Origin of the sequence: Paraglaciecola aquimarina, from assembly GCF_032464635.1 — a bacterium.
GTDB classification, from domain to species: domain Bacteria; phylum Pseudomonadota; class Gammaproteobacteria; order Enterobacterales; family Alteromonadaceae; genus Paraglaciecola; species Paraglaciecola aquimarina.
Map to the genome: position 1 here is coordinate 4,195,879 of NZ_JAWDIO010000002.1, position 21,346 is coordinate 4,217,224.

At 38.8% G+C, this 21,346-nt stretch carries 19 protein-coding genes and 5 pseudogenes; 14 read left to right on the plus strand and 10 right to left on the minus strand.

The features are described 5' to 3' along the window. The first annotated feature begins 114 nt into the window (after positions 1-114). Entirely contained in the window at positions 115-747 is a 633-nt protein-coding gene (locus tag RS130_RS20750; RefSeq protein WP_316027507.1) for a hypothetical protein, read from the plus strand. Positions 748-781: 34 nt separating this feature from the next. Here RS130_RS20750 and RS130_RS20755 read toward each other — a convergent pair whose 3' ends face one another. From RS130_RS20755 to RS130_RS20770, 4 genes are all read right to left on the minus strand, one after another. Continuing rightward, positions 782-1,078 (minus strand): glycosyltransferase, encoded by a 297-nt coding sequence (locus tag RS130_RS20755; protein WP_316027508.1) that lies wholly within the window; start codon positions 1,076-1,078, stop codon positions 782-784. Continuing rightward, positions 1,044-1,877 (minus strand): glycosyltransferase, encoded by an 834-nt coding sequence (locus RS130_RS20760; RefSeq protein WP_316027509.1) that lies wholly within the window; start codon positions 1,875-1,877, stop codon positions 1,044-1,046. Before RS130_RS20760 ends, RS130_RS20755 begins: the two co-directional genes overlap by 35 nt. A gap of 252 nt (positions 1,878-2,129) precedes the next feature. After that, positions 2,130-3,290 carry a hypothetical protein gene (locus RS130_RS20765; protein WP_316027510.1) on the minus strand — a complete coding sequence of 387 codons (1,161 nt, stop codon included), beginning with the start codon at positions 3,288-3,290 and terminating at the stop codon, positions 2,130-2,132. A 147-nt stretch (positions 3,291-3,437) separates the two neighbouring features. Continuing rightward, positions 3,438-4,220: a WecB/TagA/CpsF family glycosyltransferase gene (locus tag RS130_RS20770; protein ID WP_316027511.1), complete on the minus strand. Its 783-nt coding sequence runs from the start codon at positions 4,218-4,220 to the stop codon at positions 3,438-3,440. A gap of 413 nt (positions 4,221-4,633) precedes the next feature. Between RS130_RS20770 and RS130_RS20775 the strand changes: the two genes are divergently transcribed. From RS130_RS20775 to RS130_RS20800, 6 genes are all read left to right on the plus strand, one after another. Next, positions 4,634-5,230 (plus strand): transglutaminase-like cysteine peptidase, encoded by a 597-nt coding sequence (locus RS130_RS20775; protein ID WP_316027512.1) that lies wholly within the window; start codon positions 4,634-4,636, stop codon positions 5,228-5,230. 1 nt (position 5,231) lies between these two features. Continuing rightward, the gene (locus tag RS130_RS20780) at positions 5,232-5,714 is read left to right on the plus strand and encodes a LapD/MoxY N-terminal periplasmic domain-containing protein (RefSeq protein ID WP_316027513.1); all 483 of its coding nucleotides are present in this window, start codon (positions 5,232-5,234) and stop codon (positions 5,712-5,714) included. A 32-nt stretch (positions 5,715-5,746) separates the two neighbouring features. Continuing rightward, complete coding sequence (locus RS130_RS20785; RefSeq protein ID WP_316027514.1) at positions 5,747-7,192, plus strand: EAL domain-containing protein; 1,446 nt, start codon at positions 5,747-5,749, stop codon at positions 7,190-7,192. Positions 7,193-7,550: 358 nt separating this feature from the next. Next, positions 7,551-8,036 (plus strand): hypothetical protein, encoded by a 486-nt coding sequence (locus RS130_RS20790; RefSeq protein ID WP_316027515.1) that lies wholly within the window; start codon positions 7,551-7,553, stop codon positions 8,034-8,036. 320 nt (positions 8,037-8,356) lie between these two features. Further along, positions 8,357-9,538, plus strand: coding sequence for an O-antigen ligase family protein (locus tag RS130_RS20795; protein ID WP_316027516.1), 1,182 nt, complete (start codon positions 8,357-8,359; stop codon positions 9,536-9,538). After that, positions 9,528-9,941 carry a 3-phosphoshikimate 1-carboxyvinyltransferase gene (locus RS130_RS20800; RefSeq protein ID WP_316027517.1) on the plus strand — a complete coding sequence of 138 codons (414 nt, stop codon included), beginning with the start codon at positions 9,528-9,530 and terminating at the stop codon, positions 9,939-9,941. Before RS130_RS20795 ends, RS130_RS20800 begins: the two co-directional genes overlap by 11 nt. 582 nt (positions 9,942-10,523) lie before the next feature. On the opposite strand, the gene RS130_RS20805 is transcribed toward RS130_RS20800, so the two are convergent. From RS130_RS20805 to RS130_RS20830, 6 genes and pseudogenes are all read right to left on the minus strand, one after another. Further along, the gene (locus RS130_RS20805) at positions 10,524-10,706 is read right to left on the minus strand and encodes a hypothetical protein (protein ID WP_316027518.1); all 183 of its coding nucleotides are present in this window, start codon (positions 10,704-10,706) and stop codon (positions 10,524-10,526) included. 6 nt (positions 10,707-10,712) lie between these two features. Continuing rightward, positions 10,713-11,369 carry a tyrosine-protein phosphatase gene (locus RS130_RS20810; RefSeq protein WP_316027519.1) on the minus strand — a complete coding sequence of 219 codons (657 nt, stop codon included), beginning with the start codon at positions 11,367-11,369 and terminating at the stop codon, positions 10,713-10,715. A 69-nt stretch (positions 11,370-11,438) separates the two neighbouring features. Then, complete coding sequence (locus RS130_RS20815; RefSeq protein ID WP_316027520.1) at positions 11,439-13,685, minus strand: GumC family protein; 2,247 nt, start codon at positions 13,683-13,685, stop codon at positions 11,439-11,441. Positions 13,686-13,703: 18 nt separating this feature from the next. Then, positions 13,704-14,198 (minus strand): annotated as a pseudogene (locus tag RS130_RS20820) (polysaccharide biosynthesis/export family protein); the annotation flags it as partial. A gap of 55 nt (positions 14,199-14,253) precedes the next feature. Continuing rightward, on the minus strand, positions 14,254-14,823 hold the full coding sequence (locus tag RS130_RS20825) for an outer membrane beta-barrel protein (RefSeq protein ID WP_316027521.1): 570 nt from the start codon (positions 14,821-14,823) through the stop codon (positions 14,254-14,256). Beyond that, a complete protein-coding gene (locus RS130_RS20830) occupies positions 14,816-15,469 on the minus strand; it encodes an outer membrane beta-barrel protein (protein ID WP_316027522.1) in 654 nt (217 codons plus the stop codon). The genes RS130_RS20825 and RS130_RS20830 overlap by 8 nt, the downstream gene beginning before the upstream one ends. A 627-nt stretch (positions 15,470-16,096) precedes the next feature. Between RS130_RS20830 and RS130_RS20835 the strand changes: the two genes are divergently transcribed. The 7 genes and pseudogenes from RS130_RS20835 to rfbC all read left to right on the plus strand — a co-directional run bounded on the left by RS130_RS20835 (position 16,097) and on the right by rfbC (position 21,267). After that, complete coding sequence (locus RS130_RS20835) at positions 16,097-16,279, plus strand: hypothetical protein (protein ID WP_316027523.1); 183 nt, start codon at positions 16,097-16,099, stop codon at positions 16,277-16,279. Positions 16,280-16,347: 68 nt separating this feature from the next. Further along, positions 16,348-17,112 (plus strand): annotated as a pseudogene (locus tag RS130_RS20840) (sugar transferase); the annotation flags it as partial. Between the two features lie 128 nt (positions 17,113-17,240). Then, positions 17,241-17,363, plus strand: coding sequence for a sugar transferase (locus RS130_RS24100; RefSeq protein WP_316027524.1), 123 nt, complete (start codon positions 17,241-17,243; stop codon positions 17,361-17,363). A 44-nt stretch (positions 17,364-17,407) separates the two neighbouring features. Further along, complete coding sequence (locus tag RS130_RS24105) at positions 17,408-17,524, plus strand: sugar transferase (protein WP_487369323.1); 117 nt, start codon at positions 17,408-17,410, stop codon at positions 17,522-17,524. 451 nt (positions 17,525-17,975) lie between these two features. Then, a pseudogene (rfbB, locus tag RS130_RS20855) lies at positions 17,976-19,083 on the plus strand (dTDP-glucose 4,6-dehydratase). Between the two features lie 528 nt (positions 19,084-19,611). Next, positions 19,612-20,542 (plus strand): annotated as a pseudogene (locus RS130_RS20860) (sugar nucleotidyltransferase). 168 nt (positions 20,543-20,710) lie between these two features. Then, a pseudogene (gene rfbC, locus RS130_RS20865) lies at positions 20,711-21,267 on the plus strand (dTDP-4-dehydrorhamnose 3,5-epimerase). Positions 21,268-21,346: the final 79 nt, after the last annotated feature.

Below are 21,346 nucleotides of genomic sequence, written 5' to 3' on the forward strand. Positions count from 1 at the left end.
GCTAATAAAATCCAAAGCAAAACTAGCAAAATTCATTGCCCGAATGGGCCTCAGGTTTCCCCAGCTCTACAAAGGTAAAGGGCTTATGGGTAGTATCAAAAAAGCTCTTGGCACTTGGGTTGGCATAACATTTGGCCAGCTTCACACATTGGTGGTGGAGCGCTTGCAGCCATCCAAATGTCGCAAGATATGTATATTCAGGAAGGGTTAGTATCAAAAGAACAGATGGCTACTTTTTTTGATAATGCGATGGAGGAGTTAAATAAACGCGTAGATCCTAATACCGGTTTGTGGAAAAAGGGCTTTCACGATCTATTTATTAAAAATGCTACGGTGAGAGATGTTGGCGGAGCCGCACATTTCTTTTGGATTTATGATGCCACCAAGGCCGAAAAACAATCAAAAATCGCCCTCATTAAGAGCTGCCTGCGTCATCAGACCGAATCAGGCCTATTAAAAGAAAAGCCTTATTGTATCGATTTTGACTTTGTTAATATCCTATGTCGTGCCTACTTTGATCTACCCGAGGACCAACAAAAAGAGGTTTTCGCAGACGTTAATGAGTTTATTGGGCGTAATTATAAGTCGGTAACCACGTTTTTTGAACGTAGAGAAAATCTCGCTCAATATGATAATTCTCATGGTTTCCCGGGTGCATTATGCACACTTGCCGAGGCTCAAAAGTTTGGTGTAGGCAGCAAAGACGAAATGGTTCACCACCCATTTGATAGTGTTTGTTGGTTATAAACTCATTGCTATAACCTTGTATACACACAAATCGTTATTCTAAAAGAAGTCGGCGGTATTCTTGCGCTGAATTAGCTGAGTTAAATCTAGCAACATCTTGGCTATAATCCACCGGCTTATTTTCCTTCAGAACAAGCATCATTGCCTTAGCTAAGGCATCTACATTCAAATACTCAACTAGTGGTGCCACCGTGCCATTTTTGAGTATTTCTTTAGGCCCATGAGGGCAATCATACGCAATTACCGGGGTATTAACCGACATAGCTTCAACAATGGCATTTGGACTACCCTCAAATCTAGAAGACAGTACGTATAAGTCTGCCGCTTTCATTTCGGCCAATGGATTTTGCGTATACCCAGAGCATATCAACGCTATCGTTTAGCCCTAAACTCAATACTTGTTTTTCTAGGTCAGCTCTCAATTCGCCTTCACCGTATATAATTAACCTGCACTTGATTTCGCTTTGCACTAGGCTAAAAGCTTCAAGCAACAAGTCAAAACCTTTTTGATGAGACAAGCGTCCAATACTCAATAATACCGGAATATCGCTGCTCTTAAGCCACTCGTGCTGAGGGGCTGATTGAGAAGCTTGTATTGTTTCATCTGTGATAACGGGGTTACATGCTGTTGTTACATGTTTACGGGTGACTATTGTGTGTTCTACTAAATCGTCTGCCACCCCCTGAGAAACGGCAATAACCGGCTTTCGAAGCGATTGGTAAACAAATGGGGCCATGAAATACACTAACTTCATGACCTTATCTGTTTTCAACGATCGGTCTAGTGAAAAGGCATTTCGCTCACTTACAGACAACTTGTTTTGCCAACCAAGACTAAAACACGTTATACCGGCAATAACGTTGATATGAGCAAGAACAGAAAGGATTGCGTCGGGTTTGATCGCTTTTAACGTTTTGCGTAACTTACCAAAAGATGAGAGGGTCCTTTCGCAACCCAGCTCAACTAGGTTAACGTTTTGATTAACAAACTTTTTGTTAACTCCGCCCTCAGCAATAAGCACCAAATGCACATCGTCGCCGTCGGCAGATAATTGATTAGCCAACCTAACCATCATTTTTTCGGCTCCGCCGCCTCTAAGGTCGTGCATTACGATTGCTATTTTTGCCATTTTTACTGTTACCTTTTAAATTTGTCATTCTATTCTTTAAGTGTCTATGAATAACTTTTGAGCTTATCAGAGTGAAATAGAGTTAGTAGCTAACGAAGAAGATACTGCTCTTTTGAAGAATAACTATTAAACTCGAAAACTTATTACTTATGCGTTTTTGTCGATGAAATTCCAACTGCATTCATACCTAATTGAGTCGTTAAAGAGGTCGCGCAAAAATAACAAAGTGTAAATAAAAACATATCGAATGAGTTATGGTTTAATATCACATAGCCAACATAATTGGTTACAGTTTGCACAATTAAAATCGATAAAAACAAAGCGGATATTTTTGCCGTACTGGTATTTAAAAATAGTTGTAACGCTTTCATAAAAAACGAAATTAGCAACAAAAACAAAGCAATTAAGCCTAGCATACCAGCGTTTAGTCTTGTTTCTACATAACCACTGTGGGCGTTGCCTAAAAACTTCCAAACATCCAAAAAATCCGCTTGAAGCATCGCTAGCCCAAAATGCACCAAAGCCATAGCCAAACCAATATTCTTTCACTAAATATGGGTCAAGCAACTGCCATATGATTGCTCGGTCAGTTAAATTTGCATCACGACCCATTAAGCCCAAGACGAATTCGTACAATACGCTAAGTAACCCTATACCTATTGTTGAGAATATTATGAGAATCATCAATCGATTAAAACTCTGTTGTTTCACCCTGCCTCTAGTTATGCGTATTAACGTTATAATGGTAATGCCTAATACAGCCATAACAATACCCGAAGCCGATTGCGACAATGACAGGGCAAATACAAAACCAAACAATTTCAAATAATCAATTTTTGTAAACTTTTCACTTATGGCAATAAAAATAATTAATCCGTAAGCATAAATACGGGCCGCGCCATTCTTATCGAAATATATGCCTTTAAACGCATTCCTCCTATCACCTAAACCAAAGGCTAATGACTTTCCTGTTGCAATTTCGTAAATAAGGCCAACTACAATTGCCACTAAAATAGCATTCACTAAGAATTTTAATAATGATTTAGCTGAATAAGTAACCGCTAAATAATAAGCAACGACCACTAAGGTCATAAAGGCAATAATTCGGCGAAAAGAAATTGACGGCGCATAGGACCATAAAACCGAGCAAGCTAATATGCTTAGTAAAACAAGCCATGGCCAATTTTCTAAAAAGTGTCGCTTAATAAAGGTATTTAATTGCCGGTATAAAATGAACAAACATAAGCCCAATAAACAAATACCGACCAACTGATTAACTATATTGCCTGATGCAGCACTCTCAAATGAAACACTGGAACCAGCACCAACCAACCTCTGAAAAAAGATAATAAAGCCTAAATAATAAGCAACACTTAGAAACAAAATAAATTTGTGTACAGAGCTAATTTTCATCTAATAGATACTGCCAATATATTTGCCTAAATTAGCTACTGTAAATCTACTGACGAGTCGACTCTCATATCGCTGATTTGAATATGAGTTAATGAAAACCATTTGTACAAAAAATAGAATATTGACTAACACGACTAATCCTTTGCTCTATCCGACTTTTTTATGTCTGTGTTTAATCACACAATAAATCGCATGAGGGTTAGTGGTAATGTATCGCCATAACAATTTACGAGGCTCGGTGAAAGCTCGGTGCAACCATTCTAAGCCTAAAGTCTGAAAAATTTCCGGGGCTCTTTTATAATCACCGGTGACAAAGTTATAACAGCCGCCGCAAGATATAATTACTGGCACGTTGAGCTTTTCTCGATTACGTATGATAAAAACTTGCTCTTTGGGTTTACCTAAACCAACCCAAAGTACATCAGTGCCAGATTGGTTTATTTTATCAACGATAGCTTGTTCTTCTTGCTCTGAAAAATAACCGTGCTGGGTACCTGATATTTTGAAATTACTATATTTAGCGCTCATCACATCAGCACATTTTTCAATTGTTTCTTTGCTTGCGCCTAGTAAAAAATGATTAAGCACTTCACTCGACATTGTAGGTACATCATGAATGGTATCTGTGGTTGCGCTGCGCTCGGGAATTGGGTATTCACTAAAATGCTTTGAAAAAGTCACCACACTTTGGCCATCAGCATGCAAAATGTCTGCTTGATTAAGCATATCCCCCATAACAGGGTCACTATTGGCGATGGAAATACTATGTCCATTAGCTGAAAATATAACTAAAGGCTTTACAGTCTGAGGTGTAGGTGACTGTTTATCCTGCTTTACTTTGGTGACCATCAAATTTACAAGGTCAAGTCGACTAATGCATGCAGTTATTAAACCTCCGACATTAGTCTTTCGTACTTCACTTAGATCCATTTACTATTCCTTTAAAACAAAATGACTTTTCACCACAAATTGTAATGTGCCCGAAAAATCCTTTGATTACGCGGTTATATCGTGACAACATCACTACACACTCGTGCAGTTAAGCAATATTGATACCAGAGAATAAAGTTTACAAAATTCATTAGGTGTTTAGTCAAATTTCTAAAATAACAATTAAAAAACACATCAAGATTACTCAATATATTTAAAAAAGCATCTTAGGGATTGAATTGTTACATTAAATGAACTCAAATAATATTAAATTTATATTACCTCAACCGACAGTTCTTGTGAGTGGTCATGATTTTAATTTTAAACTTAGACGCCTAACTTAAATGCGTATTGCTTTATTTTTTCTCACTCTGTGCATATCTTACGGGATTTTTCATCTAAGTGCGCAAGCCATGTTTGTATTTAATGAGGCGTTTTTTCGAAAGGTAGAGATAACTTTTGGGGATGAAGCAGTTGAAAGGGTCAGAAGTTGGCAAGAACTAATAATAGAGATTAATGATAATAGTGCCCCTGACCAACTATACGAAGTGAATCGTTTTTTTAATCAACTAGAGTTTATTGATGACTTAAGCCATTGGAACAAAAACGATTACTGGGCCACCCCGGTTGAGTTTATCGCCACTAATGGCGGTGACTGCGAAGACTTTAGTATTGCCAAGTATTTCAGTTTACGCGCGCTTGGGATCCCCAGCGAAAAACTCCGTTTAATGTACGTCAAGGCGCTCGATTACAACATGGCGCATATGGTTTTGGCTTATTATGAAACGCCTACCTCTATTCCATTGATACTCGATAATCTAAATCGTAATATTTTACGTGCAACCAAACGCCGCGACCTTCAGCCCGTTTATAGTTTTAACGGTGACGGTTTGTGGCTGGCGAAAGAACAAGGACAAGGTAAAAAGGTGCAAAAAGGCGGCAATAATAGCCTGTGGGAAGATTTAAACAAACGCATGATGCAAGAATTTAATAATAATGAGGATAAATAATATGCCCTTGTCGAGACAACTTGTGCTCAGCTTGTTTTCTATAATTTTGGCGATTTTCATTGGCGCCGTATGGATAAACATTAGCAATACAAAAAGTTTTATTGAACAACAGCTTACATCTCACGCACAAGATACCGCCACATCACTGGGCTTATCAATCACCCCTTATATTGGCGATCAAGATATTTCGCTAATTGACACCATGATTAATGCAATATTCGATAGTGGCTATTACAGTTCTATCGTGCTTAAAGATAATAGCGGCAACACACTAATTGAAAAACGCAATCCTGTTTCACTAGAACATGTGCCTAGTTGGTTTATCAACATGTTTCCTCTTTCTCCGCCAATTCGACAAACAGAAATAAACGATGGCTGGACCATAGCCGGTCAGTTGTCGGTACAAAGTAATCCAGGATTGGTTATGGGCAGTTATGGGACAATTCAGTTGATTCATTTAGACTTATTTTATTGGTGTTTTTGATTGGATTGATACTTGTATGGCTTTTGGTGCGTATGGTCACCATTCCAATTATGGCCCTTGTTAAGCAAGTAGAAGCTATCAGTCAGCAAAAGTTCGACAAGGTAAATTTAAGGCCAAAGACCTTAGAGCTTAGAATCATTGTTGATGCCGTTAACCTTATGTCAGAAAAACTCAGCAGTTTATTTAACAGGCTATCAAACCAAACTGAACGCTATCGCAATTTCGCCTATTCTGATGACTTAACTAAAGTAGGCAATAGACGGGCTTTTGACTTGGCTTTCGAGCAAATATTAGGCGATTCAGAACATCAATCAATTGGCTATTTGATGTTTGTACGATTAAGTAGTTTAAACCAAGTGAATCACACTCAAGGCTTTTTAGAAGGCGATGCCTACATAAACACTGTGCGTGATGTGTTGAGCGAGCACTTACATCAACAAAACATCGACTTTACCCTGTACCGGTTGAATGGTGCAGACTTTGCTTTGATTTTAGAGGAGATCGACAGCGTGACGTGTTTAGATTTGTGTCAACAAATCATTGACAAATGCAATGCATTTGAAAAATTTGAGTATGAATCAGGCACGGCGCATATTGGTGTGGGTAGTTTTACTTTTGGGGATAATAAAAAAGTCATTTTAGAACAAGTCGACAACGCCCTTAACCAAGCGAGTATTAGCCAGCTAAGATGGCAGGCAGTAAATCAATTGCAAGTCGTTAAAAGTAACGATACGTGGCGTCAACAAATTAAAAGTTTGTTGGCAAACAACACTGCAGACTTTATTGGACAACCTATTAAATCATTTTCGGGTGTTGAACTTTATCAGGAATGGCTAGCACGCTTTCCCGATCCTGATGGTGATGGTGATGGTGATGGTGATGGTGATGGTGAGCAATATTTGCCTATGGCAGAGTTAATTCCGGTAGCCATTAGACTCGATTTTTCTCAAAAACTAGATGAGTTGTTAGTGCAATGTGCGTTTAAAAAATTATCACAGCATAATGGTCATATAGGTTTAAATATTTCTCGATTATCATTACTAAAACCGTCATTTCAAACTTGGCTACTTACTCAACTGACGCAATTAGGTGCAAAACGCGCAAACTTAGTGCTCGAAATACCAGAGCGCAGTTTGTTCGGTGATACAACCAACTTTCTAGAATTTATTGCTAAGGTAAAAAAATTAAACGTAAAAATTACAATTGAACGCTTTGGTGCTCAAGTCGCTTCTATTACTCATTTACGCGCAATTAAACCTGATTATTTAAAATTAGATGGTCGGTTTACTAAAAACATTCATGCCGAAAAAGACAATCAACTGTTTGTGCATTCTTTAGTTAATATCGCTCATGGGCTTGATATTAAAGTCATTGCTGAAAAAATAGAAACACAGCAAGAAGCAAAAACCTTAGAAATGATGAAAGTAGATTATATTCAAGGCTACTTAGTAGGTAGGCCAGAAAGTATTGATAGTTAACCAATTAGCCAAGCTTAAAACCTATACTGACGCCAACCAAAGTCTATCGTTACCTGTCAGTTTATTTTACACTTGGATTTACCTCAAACAATTTAGTACTAGCTATTAGCTATTTATGTGCTGATATATAAAGATTTTATTTTAAATGACAAGATTAAGTAACGAATGGCATGTATAATGCTGTGTGTTAAATTCAGGTGTTACATACTAAATATTTTAGTCATCTATTTATTAAGGAAGTTATAGTGAGAGTATTTTCAACATTTTTAATTCTTTTTAGCATGTTATCGAGTGTCGCATGGGCTCAAAGCGCAGATGTGGTGGTTTATGGTGATCAAAATCAACTACAGGCACAAGATTGCATCAAGACATTCAGTCTTTAATGTTAAATGGTGAAACTCTGCTTACTTCTAGTGAGACAGCTATTGATAATGCTTTAAGCGAAGGCAGTACCATACTGCCAAGCAATGCAGTTGAAACGGTATCTGTGAATAAAGAGTCTACTTTAGAGTTTATTCGCAACATGGTAACCGTAAATAATTTATTTGAAGCGACCAAAATCACTATAGAGAATGCGCCTGAAAACATTATGAGCATTATCAACCTTACCGTTGCTTTGTATCCTGATTTTGCCCAAGAAGTTATCAATGCCGCCGTAATGACCGGTGAAATTAATTCAAATGATGCGTTGCTTGCAGCCATTACAGCGGGCGCAGATCCAACAACAGTTGGTGAAGCAACAGCTGCCGGTGGTCCAGTAGAAGTGGCGTTAGCCGCTCCAGTTGGTGTTGGTACTGGTGCCGGTGGAACGGGTGGTGGTGACGCGACAGCGTCGACCAACTAATTAACCTGTATTTGATCTAAAAAGGCCAGACTAATGTCTGGCTTTTTTGTATAGCAAACGATTAAAATCAACAGAAGTACTAATAATAGAGTTACTTTTTAAATTTGAAATATTCATCTCAATCCATCTTGTTTTTTTGCTTCTTAGCTATTTTATTTATAGCCCCCTTACCTTTAGGTTCAAATAGACCTTGGGCTTGGAGTATCTTAGAAATATCAATTTTTGCTTTGATGTTAGGCTGCATATATTTAAATAAACATGTAGCTTTTTTACATCTACATAAATTTAAAGCCGTTATTTTTATATGGATACTTTTTTTAGTGTTTGCCTCACTACAAGTTATTCCACTGCCCGAATTTATGGTTAATTTACTTTCACCAAAAGCACACTTTCCCTCTGATAGCCAATACATGTATCTAAGTAGTGACATAGGCCAAAGTAAAGTGAGTTTATTAAAATCCTTTGCTTATTTTTGTTTGTTTTTATGCAGCTTAATATTGATTAACAACGAGAAAAGAGTGAAACAAGTACTAACGCTTATGTTGATTGTTGGCTCTTTGCAAGGTCTGTATGGCATCCTAGAAATATTACTCGGTACCGAATTCAGTTTAATTTTTAACCTTCCTATTGCAGAGTCTGCCACTGGTAGTTTTGTTTATAGGAACCACTTTGCTAATTTTATTATGCTCTGTTTGTCTGCCGGCACTGGTTTGATATTGGCAAGTATCAATAACAACCAATCAATGTCTGGTCGAGATTGGACCAGAGCTATTGTTTCAAGTTTGTTAGGTAATAAAGCATTAATCAGAATTTGTTTAGCCATTATGGTCATTGCCCTTGTCATGTCGCGATCGAGAATGGGTAACTCGGCCTTTTTTATAGCCTTAACACTAGTCAGTATTTACGCTTTAGTTGTCGATAGAAAACGGTCCAAGGGTTTAAGTATTTTAGTGGTCAGTATGATCATTATAGATTTAGTCATAGTCAGCTCTTGGTTTGGCTTAGATAAAGTGCAAGAGCGTTTAGCTGAGACCAGTTTAGCTAAGGAAGGCCGTGATGAGGTGGTGATTGATGCATCAGTGATTATTGCCGATTACCCACTAATGGGCACTGGTGGCGGCAGTTTTTATAGCGTTTTTCCATCCTATAAAAAAGCCAATGTTTACCCTTTTTACGACCAAGCCCACAATGATTATTTACAAATGCTAATTGAATATGGCTTACTTGGTTTTTCATGTTTAGCTGCTATTGTGTTACTTTGTTTTTTAGTCGCTGTAGCGGTCATCAAGAAACGAAAAAATGCGATGTACAAAGGTGCTGCCTTTGCGAGTTTAATGGCTATCACAGGGATGTTAATTCATATGTCTGTAGACTTTCCACTGCAAGCCCCCGCCAATGCTAGCTATTTTGTTGTTTTTTTGGCTTTAGCTCTACTAAGCAAATTTAATTTAAGCGCAAAACCCTATTCCTCAAAGAGTGGTAGAATGAATCATGGCCATTAAACGCCCTATCTCAGTTCATGAAGATCCCGCATTGCAAAATTTACTCGCTAAGGTGCCCGACCGCGTAAAAGACTCTTTTAATGAAGAGCAGTTATCTCATCTCAGAAACGCAATTGTAAACCGGCAGTGGCGAAACCATGCGATTGATGTGAGAGGTACTATTCCTTGGTTTAAATATCGTTATTACTACGTTTTTATTGCCGGCAAAAATAAACGAGAGTTGAGTCGGGCTGAACAAAAAGCATCGAGATTAATAAATACCGTGTTTGTTGCAAGTTTTTTGGCTATTTCAGTCACCTTAGGCCTGATTGTTTTGTATTTAATAAAGTCGGCTTTGGGGATCAATTTATTTGATGGTTTTTCATTGGGGCTTTGGGGTTGGTTTAAAAGTATATGGGCTTAATCATAGCGCAGGGCAGAATGCTATTTATGGAAACGTTGTCAAACAGAATGCTGTACCAGTGCCAAGCCAATAAACTCGCTTTACCGGCATTTTGAGTCAAGCCATTTAGTGGCATTTTTGTCATCACGCAACCATCTGCAAACTAAATTCTCGGCTTGGTATTTTAAGATAATCTGTTTTACGGCATGGCGACTAAGATGATTTTTAAGCCCTTGAGCTAAGCGCTGATAAAACATAGGTCTTATTTTAAGCAGCATAACGTGATTACTCTTATATAAGGCAATCCCTAAATCTGTAAATAATAAATTCACTTCTGATTTTTTAGGGCCAAGTTTATTGGCTTGCTCTAAGAAAAAAGCATCTCCTCGTCAAACTCTTGCAAACGCCATTTAACCTTAGCCAGAGATGCCCATGTAACTGGCCATAAAGGCCGCAATTGGGTCGCTCGCAAGTAATGTTGCTTTGCTAAGTTTAATCCTTCTACGCTGCTCTCAAACTCAAATATCCCCCCACTCATATACTTGTGCCATAAGGTCTAAGTAAAAAGCATTATCTGGGTGATACTCATTAGCCAATATACTACTAGTTTTTAGCTTCAAGGTATTGTTGTAAATCAATATCTTGGGGATTGGAATGCCACTTTTCGACACTATTTTTAACATTGTAAAAATTTACGCTAGCGATACCATAACGATAAGCAGTGAATATTCCACAAACACTAACCACAACAAGAACAACTAAAAGTAAATAATGATAGCGACTCATTTCTACTTACAACCAGCCCAGTGTTTGGGTTATTTCTTTTGGGTTAGTCTCAACTAAAGTGGTGACATAATCCCTATCACAATGTTCCTGCAAAAACGCTCGACAACGTCCCATATCATTTGGTCTGCGATCTAGGTTATGAGAGTCTGAGGCAATCACTGTGATGGCCTTTTGCTCTAACATTTTCAAGGCTAGTGTTTGAATAGGTTTGGAAAATCGACCAATAACAGAGCCTGCGGTTAATTGAAATAAGCAGCCACAACGCTTTAACATTTCAAACTTACGATAGTCGGCTAAAATATCTCTGTTACGCTCTGGGTGAGCTATCAATGGCTGAATATTATGGTTTAACAACCATCGAATAAGATTATCGGTACCCGCTGGCACGTGACTGTGAGGTAACTCAAGTAAAATGACGTTTTTGCCCTGCCATGTTCCAAGGTATGGCAACGTATTATTTTTATACCAAAACATAATTTCAGGGCATATACGCAACTCTGCTGCACTGGCAATTTTCAATTGACAGCCAGCATCCGTCAGATATTGGGAAAAGGTTTTTGCAACTTCTATAATATTTTCTTGGGTATTATCAAAGTAGCCCTGGTGAATATGTGGTGTACACACTATATGCGTTACACCACACTCCATTGCTTGCTCTGCCATTTGTAAAGATGAGCTAAGCGATTTAGAGCCGTCATCAATACTAAGGCAGAATATGATTGTGTAGATCTATCAAGCTTTTTTAGTTTCGCTTTGGTAATTGTTATAGCCATATTGATCGTAAAATCCAGAATACTCACCTTGTTTCTTGGCTTTTTTCAAATCGACCTGATTTAACACAATACCATCGACCCTATGACCTAAGCTAATAAAGCGGCTTAAGCCACTATTTATCATCTTATGACTTGTGCTATCAGATTTAACTACATAAATAATTGAATCACAGACATTAGATACCACTACGGCATCACTCACAGCTTGAATAGGGGCACTGTCAACTACAATATATTCATACATAGCAGCAAAGCCTTTCATGATTTTCTTAAACTGCTCTGAAGCCAAAAGCTCTTGTGGATTATTCGGAATTGTTCCCGCACAAATTAGGTCAACACCAGAATATTCATCATGCACAATACATTCGTCTAACTTATGGGTACCAGCAATAAGGTTGGCAATACCAGGCTGAAACCCCGGTAAATCAAACTGCTTAGCTAGTGTTGGCCTACGCAAGTCAGTATCAACAATTAACACTTTGTGTAACTGACCTAAAGCAAAACCTAAATTAATAGCAACCGTACTCTTGCCTTCTTTAGGTACACTTGAAGCAACGAGAATTGTTTTCGATGGTTTATCAATATTCAGTAACTGCAAGCTAGTTCTTAAGGTTCTCACCGATTCACTGAATGTATGATGTTTAGAATCAAAAAAGTGGCGTAATGGAATATTCTCTTTTCGTTTGTGGGGCTCCCACGGAATAAGACCTAACATACGTTGAGATAATTTACGCTCTACGTCGTCTAAGGAACGAATACCACTATTTAGAGCATCCAAAACAATCGCTAAAAAGATGCCAAATCCAAGGCTAACTATAAATGCAGCAGCAATAATTAAACCTTTCTTAGGTTTAGCTGGGGCACTCGGTTTTTGAGCGACATCTAATAATCTAGCGTTAGCTGACTCAAAGCCACCTAACTCATTGGTTTCTTTTAAACGAGTAAAAAACGAGCTATAAAGCTGTTGATTCACATCAACTTCACGTTGCAACGTTTTGCTACGATTATCTAAATTAGATAGTTGGCGGAAACGTTGTTTTGCTCTTTCAACTTCTGCTTTTAACTCAACTACTTTTTGACTGGCGTTACGATAATCAACCGTTATTCCGGAAACCAGTTCTTTAATTTGCGCAGCTAAACTAGCCTGAATTGACTCTAACTCTGCGTTAGCAGCAATCATTTGGGGATGCTTAGGCCCATAAACTTTACTTAATTCTGACACTCGGCTCTGGGCAGTCACCTCAGATCTTTTAACAGATACAACTGATGGATGATTGATCACTTCTGTCAACGTTGAGAGCTCGGCTATGTTAGCTCCGCTTTGTTCGACCTGATTATAAATAACTTCATTTTGTTTGAGGCTAGTTTGGGCATCTAATAATTGCTGGCTTAGTTTTTGTAGCTCTTCAGATGCTAAGCCTACTACCCCATCAATATTAACCAGTTGCTCTGATTCGTAAAAATCAGACAATAACTTTTCAGAGGCTGTTAGCTTAGTACGTAAGCCCTCCAAACTTTCATTTAGCCAAGTCGTGGCTTTTTCAGTCATATCGAAACGTGCTTGCAGATAACTTTCTATATAGACATCACCGACAGTGTTAGCGATTAGCGCCGCCAATTCTGGGTCTTCATCTTCATAAGAGATATTAACGATTTGAGTATTAGAAATAGGTAATATTTTTAAACTCTTCATTACCTGACTAACCGCATAATTTTGCTTAATAATCTGCAATCGTTCTGGGGTGTAAACTACCGGTGGTTTTTGTGGCAAAAAAGGTAAAATGCTTGCGAGCTGTTCTTTTAAATTTCCCTTCCATTGTTCAAGTGTACCTACATTTCTTAGTTCAAAATTGTAGTTGGCTTGTTCTGATAAATTTAACTTGCGTACAACGTTTTCAGCGACTTTACGTGAACGAAGAATTTCGTACTGAGTTTGAAAATATTCCTTACGACTTGCATCTAAGCCATAGACTTCTTCAATTGATAAAACTTTGGCTTCATTTGATTCAATTAACAGTTTTGCCGTAGCAATATACCTAGGTGTAATTGTCATGACGATTAAGGCAACCAAAATCGTAATCAATACAGATAAACTGACAATTCGCCATTTAAATTGCATAACAATGCGCCAATATTGGCCTAAGTCGATAGTATCATTTTCAAACAACTTAGCTTCTATTTGTCCATCTCTGGTTTGAGCATTCACTTATTTATTTATCCCTACTTAAAAGAAACTTTGTTGAATTGTGATAATGTCACCTGGTAAAACTATATCAGTTGGTGTCGACTCAATGAGCTGAGGCTCACCAGAGATATCACGCCTTATCATAATTTTGGTACGCGAGGCTCTTTCAGTATAACCTCCGGCAAGGGCGGCAGCTTTATCTACTGACAAGGCGGGTTGGTATGGATAGCCCCCTGGTTTTTTAACTTCACCGTCGATAAAGAAAGGGCGATACTCTTCTACTGTAACCGATATAGAAGGTTCTACTAAATAGTCCCCCTTTAAGCCTTTATAAATGTTAGCTTCAAGTTCCGAGGCAGTTAGACCCTCAACCTGTATATCGCCCAAAAATGGATAGTTAATAACTCCCATATGAGGAACTCTGGTTGTTAACGATAAATTACTTTGACCAAACACAGAAATTTTAATCACATCTCCTGAACCCAAACGATATTGACTTAAACTACTTGTTTGCGAAAAGCTGGTTGCACTGAAACATACAGCACAGTATAAAACACCACATTTTCAAATTCATTTAATCTAAAACCTTCTATAACGAAATTTGTGCTGTAAAGCTAACTAAGCTTCGATTGTAATCAAAATTAGCATTTACACTGTCACTATTTCTATCAAAATAACTTACCGACGCAATCAACTTTATCCAACGTCTAAATTGGTAATTTGCAGCCACTTGAAATTCTTTGATTTTATCGTTTCTTGGAACGCTTCCGCCTTCATAACTATCATCGGAATAATTAATTGAGGCCTTTGTACCAAGACGCTCGAGCCACTCGTGTTTCCAATCCACTGCATAATCAACACGGCGAATATAGTTTCCTTGTCCATTAGTTTCTCGAGTATCACTGGCAGTTGAAAACTCGAAAATGGCTCGTTCAATTGGGCTCCATGTAACACCGGCATCCCACTTTAATCCTGAAAATCCAGCGCGGCTTGCAACATCAAAATCACGCTTTTGATAACCGACTTTAGCAAAACCTGAAGTCGCCGCTGTTGATTCCCATTTAGCCCCGACAAGTATCGATTTGGTTTTACTATCGAGTGATGCCACACCTACAATATCGCCTGTATAATCTGAGATTAAATAATTGGCATCAACCAAGAAGATCGGTTGTGGGAGAAATACCGTAATAAAAAGTCGAGCCTATGTTCTTTTCTTTTCTATCTCGAAGCCTTTCAGGGTTAGAGTCGAGAACATCGATGTCATAATCAATATCTCGAATTAATAAATTCACGTCAAGATTAGCGGATGCGCTCATTGCCCCATAAGAATAAGTGGCTGCAAGTGAATTTCTGGTGTACTTATCAACGCCTTGTAAAAGGTTTCCGGCACCAATTGAGTACACTGTTCCTCTACCATCGTGCCCAGATAAATGATTCAAAGACCCAGAAATGCGGTTACGCCTATCAAATTCAAACTCACCACTAGTAAAAAGTTGATAATCAGTATAATCATCATCTTCACTTGAGTGATAAATACCTTTAGTGGCATTTACCCCTACATACAGTTTGTTTTCACCAATTTGCTTACCTAATTTTAGTTCTGGATTTAGCACTGTAATCCAACTATCAATTTTACCAGTGCTTGAACGTGTAACATTACTGTCTTTATTTAGTGACACATTTAACGTAGGGGTTAATTCAAATGTTCCAACAGGAATACTTGCTTTTTCTTGTGCCTGAGCAGTAGCCCCTACAAGGCTTGATACACCTGCAGTGATAATAATTGTACTTTTTAATCTACCCATTCCATTGCCTCGTCATCTATATTTAGTTATATGTGTTGCTATTTAGTTATAAATTGAATAATTACACGTTGAAAAATTACTTACTGGTTTACTCTAATAGTCCACACTCAACCAAGCCATTTTCATGCCACTATTTTACTTAATCATATTTACCGAAAGTAAACGATTTAGTTAGAACAGCGGGGCAATTCTATACTTACTATTTAGGTGAAAAAACTAGCGTTTCTCAAATATCTGTACTCACGCACTAAAGTCGTGCATAAAACCGTTGGATTGTATCCCATCGAAAAAAAATAATCATTATTGTGACAGCCAAATTCATCAAAACATCATCTTTAGATCGGTGTTAATGATATACTCTAGAATCTCGGTCAAAAAACCAAACATAAAAATAACAAAACGAAAACAACAATTTAACCTTATTGAGAGTTGAACTATTCTATGAAACTCACAAAACAATAACGCATGGTATAAAGTTTGCTTAACGAAACCACTTAACTTGATAAGTCATACTATTTGCAATTGTTAAAACAGTGAGCAGGTTAGGGTTTTAGGTGAAACTTCAATAAAGTAATAAAGTAAATTTAGAAATAATAACTACGCAGTCCTAATAAGGGAGTTAGAGAAATGAGTGCTGAGAAGGTTGTAGGCATGGGTACAAAAGGTATCATTCAAAGTAACAAAAGTAGCTTCTCTACTGTATACCGATTGGTTGATATGATGTTGATTATTTCCATATACTTTTTGGTACTAACTATTTTAGGTCAAAAAGTTGGGGCAGAAGTCGTGATACTACTTTTGTCAATATAATTTGCTACAACATTTGCGCAGAAGCATTAGATTTGTACCGCTCTTGGCGCACAGCTTCGACTACTTTGATGATTAGAAGCGTAACAATTGGCTGGATGATCTCTGCTTTTGTCACAATTACTTTTGCCTATATATTTCCTAATTTAGTTAATATGGATAAGTTTGTCGTAGGCAGTTGGTTGTTGATTAGTATTCTTGCATTGACAAGTTGGAGAGTGGTATTTAGACAAATACTGTTTCGTCATAGACGTAAGGGGCATAATACACGAAAAGCGGTGGTTATTGGCGCGACGCGAGCGGGTTATAGCTTGGCCAATCAAATTTTCGAAAATGAAAGACTTGGTATCATATTTAACGGTATATATGATGATAGATCTCTCGACAGATTGTACTCCCAAGAAATCAATTATCAAATTGCTGGCAATATTAACGACGCGATAATGAAAGCCAAAAATGGTGAAATTGATTATGTCTATATCGCGCTGCCTATGAGCGCAGAGAAACGTATTTCAAAGATACTGACTTTATGTAGCGACACCACTGCAAGTGTATACATTGTTCCTAATTTCTTTATGTACAATTTAATTAATGCTCGTTGGCAGAACGTGGGATCTATTCAAACCCTCAGTGTTTATGACACACCTTTTCAAGGAGGTAGCGAAATACTCAAGCGAGTCGAAGATATTGTTTTCTCAAGCATAATATTAACCTTGATTGCTATTCCTATGCTTATTATCGCCGCGGCTGTGAAGTTAACATCTCCCGGTCCAGTCATTTTCAAACAAAATCGTTACGGACTTGACGGCAGAAAAATTACTATCTACAAGTTTCGTTCAATGACTTCTATGGACAATGGCGAAGTAGTTAAACAAGCAACCAAAAATGATGCCAAGGATAACACCACTTTGGTGCCTTCCTTCGGAAAACATCGCTGGATGAACTCCCACAATTTATCAACGTTTTGCAAGGTAAAATGTCAATTGTTGGCCCTAGACCACATGCTGTTGCTCACAACGAACAGTACCGAAAACTAGTTGAAGGTTACATGTTACGCCATAAAGTACGACCTATGATACCGGATTAGCTCAAGTAAGTGGCTTAAGAGGGGAAACGCAAACGGTCAATAAAATGGTAAAACGTGTAGAGTACGACTTAGATTACATCCACCGTTGGACAGTATGGCTTGATATAAAAATTATTCTCAAAACCATTACTAACGGCTTTCTAAATAAAAATGCCTATTAGATTTAAAAACCGATTGAAACATTACAAATGAAACTATTGGTTAGCTGTGGTGCTGCTTTTATAGGCAGCCACTATTGTCTAGCATATCCTGCGCTCAATATCCGATAAGTTGAAAATGAAGGCTTTTTTGTGTTTTTGCCCTGAATCAGCTAAAAAATTGACTTTCTATCGCCAAGCTGTTGCAAAACCACTACACGAAAACACCAACTTTATTTAGATAACCTATTAAAAAACAATCGATTAGAGACTTTAGTATAAGACTCTTTTAAGGTTGTGCGGTAAATACCACTTACTTATCTCAAGCCCTTCTTTTTGTCTGTATTGTATTATCAAAATCAAACGCTTACAGAGATTACCTATGGAGCAAACAGAAAGTTTTACTAACGGGTAATATTTCGCTAGATTACGTGACATAATATTGCACACTCAAATTACGTGAAAGGAAGTGTTGATGAAATTATTAGTGACGGGTGGCGCTGGATTTATTGGCAGTGCTGTAGTTAGGCATATATTGCAATCATCAGACGATACAGTAATTAATTTAGATAAATTGACTTACGCTGGCAACATTGAATCGATTCCAAAAGAATTACATTCAGATAGGTATATATTCGAACAAGTAGATATTTGTGACGCAAACCAACTAAAGCGCGTGTTTGCTGAGCATCAACCCGATGCCGTTATGCATTTGGCGGCTGAATCACATGTTGACCGTTCAATTGATGGGCCCGGTGAGTTTATTCAAACAAACGTAGTGGGAACTTATACTTTATTAGAAGCAACCAGAGCTTATTGGTCTGCTTTGACTGACGACAAGAAACAATCATTTATTTTTCATCATATTTCTACAGACGAAGTGTACGGTGACTTACCCCACCCCAACGAATTACCCGATGGCGCCGAATTACCATTATTTACCGAAGACACACCTTACGCACCAAGTTCGCCTTATTCGGCGAGTAAAGCGAGCTCTGATCATTTAGTGCGCGCTTGGCAACGCACTTATGGTTTGCCGACTGTGGTAACGAGGTGTTCAAACAATTACGGCCCTTATCATTTCCCTGAAAAATTGGTTCCACATATTATTCTGAACGCTTTGGCAGGTAAGGCATTACCCGTTTATGGCGACGGTAGCCAAATTCGTGATTGGTTATATGTTGAAGACCACGCTCGAGCGCTTTATTTAGTGGCGAAGTCGGGCAAAGTAGGTGAAACCTACAACATCGGTGGTCCATAACGAAAAACGCAACATTGAAGTGGTGACCACCATTTGTGCATTATGCTCGACGAACTGGTTCCTGAAAAACCAGGAAGGCGTGAATCTATATAGTGATTTAATTACCTATGTTACCGACCGTCCTGGTCACGATGCCAGATACGCTATAGACGCGGACAAGATCCAACGTGAATTGGGCTGGAGCCCAGAAGAATCTTTCGAGTCTGGTATTCGCAAAACAGTTGAATGGTATTTGAATAACAAAGACTGGTGGCAGCGTGTGTTGTCTGGTGCATATAAACTAGATAGGTTGAGGCGCCTTAATAACGAGACTGGTGGCTAGGAAAAGGGAGGCTGGGCGCGACTAAAAATCGAAAGATAGAAGCGTCGCAGAAGCGCTGGACGATAGAGGGATCCGGCAAAAGGTAAACAGGGATGAGCGTGGATCTGGTCCCGTCATTCCAGGCGGTGTTTTTGGGCCGGAGATCGGTTTAGCTGTAGAAATGACGCATAAAGCAGCGATGACAGGCTTGCTTTTGGATCCCTGCTGTTATCATGCAGGGGATGACGGCATTCAAGTTCCCGTCATTCCAGTGGTGTTTTTGAGCCTTTGCCGCTCCGGCAGTGTTTTAAGCCGGAATCGGTCTAGCTGTAGAAATGACGTATAAAGCAGCGATGGACAGGCCTGCTTTTTGGATCCCTGCTAAAAACATGCAGGGATGACGGTATCTGGTCCCGTCATTCCGGTGGTGTTTTAAGCCTTCGTCATTCCGGTGGTGTTTCTATGCCGGGAGATCGGTTTTTAAGTCTTTAATTTTGAGGCAGTTGAATAAGTAAGGAGATAAGAAGCGGTGGCCAAGTATAAAAAGGTATTATTTTAGCGGGTGGTTCGGGATCGCGTTTGCACCGGTATTACCCAAAGGTACATCTAAAACGGTTATTTGTGCCCATTTACGATAAGCCAGATGATCTGTTATCCGTTGTCGGTGGTAATGCTGCTGGCTGGTATTAAAGACATTTTGATTATTACCACGCCCGAAGATCAGGCGAATTTCTGTGGCTACTTGGCGATGGTAGTGCTTTTGGCGGTAGGTATTAGCCGAAGCACCATTCAGCCTTCTCCAGATGGCTCTAGCGCAAGCGTTTATTTTTAGGTGAAGAGTTTATCGGTGTTTACGACAACGTAAGTTTAGTGTTGGGCGACAATATTTTTATGGTCGGGCCTCACTTTTCAGACCAAACTAAAAGCGGCCACAAAAAAGCAGAAACTGGAGCAACGCGTATTTGGCTACCATGTTGCCGATCCTGAGACGTTTTGGAGTTGTAGACCTCGACGCAGATGGTAAAGCCATTAGCATTGAAGAAGAAAAGCCAGCAGAACCTAAATCAAACTGTACGCTGTGACGGGTCTATATTTTTACGACAATAGTGTGGCGCAGTACGGAATATGCCAAAAACATTAAACTCTTCTCCCCGTGGCGGGCTTGAAATCACCGATGTTAATGTCGCTTACATGCAAAAGAACAACTTAAATGTGTCTTTGTTAGGTCGTGGCTAGCACATGGTTATGACACGAGGTACGCATGTCCCATTGCTAGAAGCAGGACAATTTGTACAAACGGTAGAGCATCGCCAAGGCTTAAGAAGTGGCGTGTTTAGAAGAGATTGCCTACAACCAAGGTTGGATAAGCACCGAGCAGTTGATTGAACAAGGTAATAGTTTGAAGAAAACCGGCTACGGTCAATATTTGTTGAAAATTGTGAGAAGAAAAAGCACTGAAAAAGCTCAAAGCAGTAGATAGATACAAGTAAATCAACAAACAGAAACGGCCAGTTATTAACGCCTGCTAATAACATGCAGCTATGACATATTTGCCAGCCGTTTCTGGATTTTAGTATCTACAGTTCGTTGATCGCGTTCTTTATGGGCATCAAGAAGATTAACTTTGATTTGAATTTAAGGTAAGTAAATGCAAGTCAAGATAAAACTTAACGATGTATTAATTTTTGAACTGAAGGTCTTTGGTGATGAGCGCGGTTTTTATGCGGAAACTTTTCGCAGCGACTTTTTTGCCGAACAAACAGGTGTAACGGCTTTGGTTCAAGACAGCCACAGTAAGTACTGCACAAGGAATTTTACGTGGTTTGCATTACCAGCAACAGCAAACACAGGTGTAATCGGTCAGTGTCACTGAAGGTTGTGTTTTTGATGTTGCCGTTGATTTACGCCAGTCGTCTTCAACATTTGGGCAATGGGTTGGTGTTGAACTTTCAGCGCAAAATAACCGACAACTATGGGTTCCGCTGCCGATTTGCGCACGGTTTTTGCGGCAATGAGTGAGTCAGCAGAGTTTGTCTATAAATGGCTACGAGATTATTATCACCCGCAATCAGGAAGTGTCACTTCGTTGGGATGATCCTAGCGTAAATATTGAATGGCCTTTGGCAAAATGGACAAGCACCAAGCTTGTCAGCTAAAGATACGGTAGGACTGAGTTTTGGCCGAAACGCCCCCAAGTTTGACTAATTGGAAGTACGTTAATGAGAGTATTGGTTACAGGGAAAGGTGGACAATTAGCTTGGGAACTTGCGATTAACAAACCAGA

Excerpts from the sequence above, each read along its gene's own strand:
- RS130_RS20755 (WP_316027508.1), bottom strand. The coding sequence starts at position 1,078 with ATGAAAGCGGCAGACTTATACGTACTGTCTTCTAGATTTGAGGGTAGT.
- RS130_RS20760 (WP_316027509.1), bottom strand. The coding sequence starts at position 1,877 with ATGGCAAAAATAGCAATCGTAATGCACGACCTTAGAGGCGGCGGAGCC.
- RS130_RS20765 (WP_316027510.1), bottom strand. The coding sequence starts at position 3,290 with ATGAAAATTAGCTCTGTACACAAATTTATTTTGTTTCTAAGTGTTGCT.
- RS130_RS20770 (WP_316027511.1), bottom strand. The coding sequence starts at position 4,220 with ATGGATCTAAGTGAAGTACGAAAGACTAATGTCGGAGGTTTAATAACT.
- RS130_RS20775 (WP_316027512.1), top strand. The coding sequence starts at position 4,634 with ATGTTTGTATTTAATGAGGCGTTTTTTCGAAAGGTAGAGATAACTTTT.
- RS130_RS20780 (WP_316027513.1), top strand. The coding sequence starts at position 5,232 with ATGCCCTTGTCGAGACAACTTGTGCTCAGCTTGTTTTCTATAATTTTG.
- RS130_RS20785 (WP_316027514.1), top strand. The coding sequence starts at position 5,747 with ATGGTCACCATTCCAATTATGGCCCTTGTTAAGCAAGTAGAAGCTATC.
- RS130_RS20800 (WP_316027517.1), top strand. The coding sequence starts at position 9,528 with ATGGCCATTAAACGCCCTATCTCAGTTCATGAAGATCCCGCATTGCAA.
- RS130_RS20805 (WP_316027518.1), bottom strand. The coding sequence starts at position 10,706 with ATGAGTCGCTATCATTATTTACTTTTAGTTGTTCTTGTTGTGGTTAGT.
- RS130_RS20810 (WP_316027519.1), bottom strand. The coding sequence starts at position 11,369 with ATGGCAGAGCAAGCAATGGAGTGTGGTGTAACGCATATAGTGTGTACA.
- RS130_RS20830 (WP_316027522.1), bottom strand. The coding sequence starts at position 15,469 with ATGGGTAGATTAAAAAGTACAATTATTATCACTGCAGGTGTATCAAGC.
- RS130_RS20835 (WP_316027523.1), top strand. The coding sequence starts at position 16,097 with ATGAGTGCTGAGAAGGTTGTAGGCATGGGTACAAAAGGTATCATTCAA.
- RS130_RS24105 (WP_487369323.1), top strand. The coding sequence starts at position 17,408 with ATGGTAAAACGTGTAGAGTACGACTTAGATTACATCCACCGTTGGACA.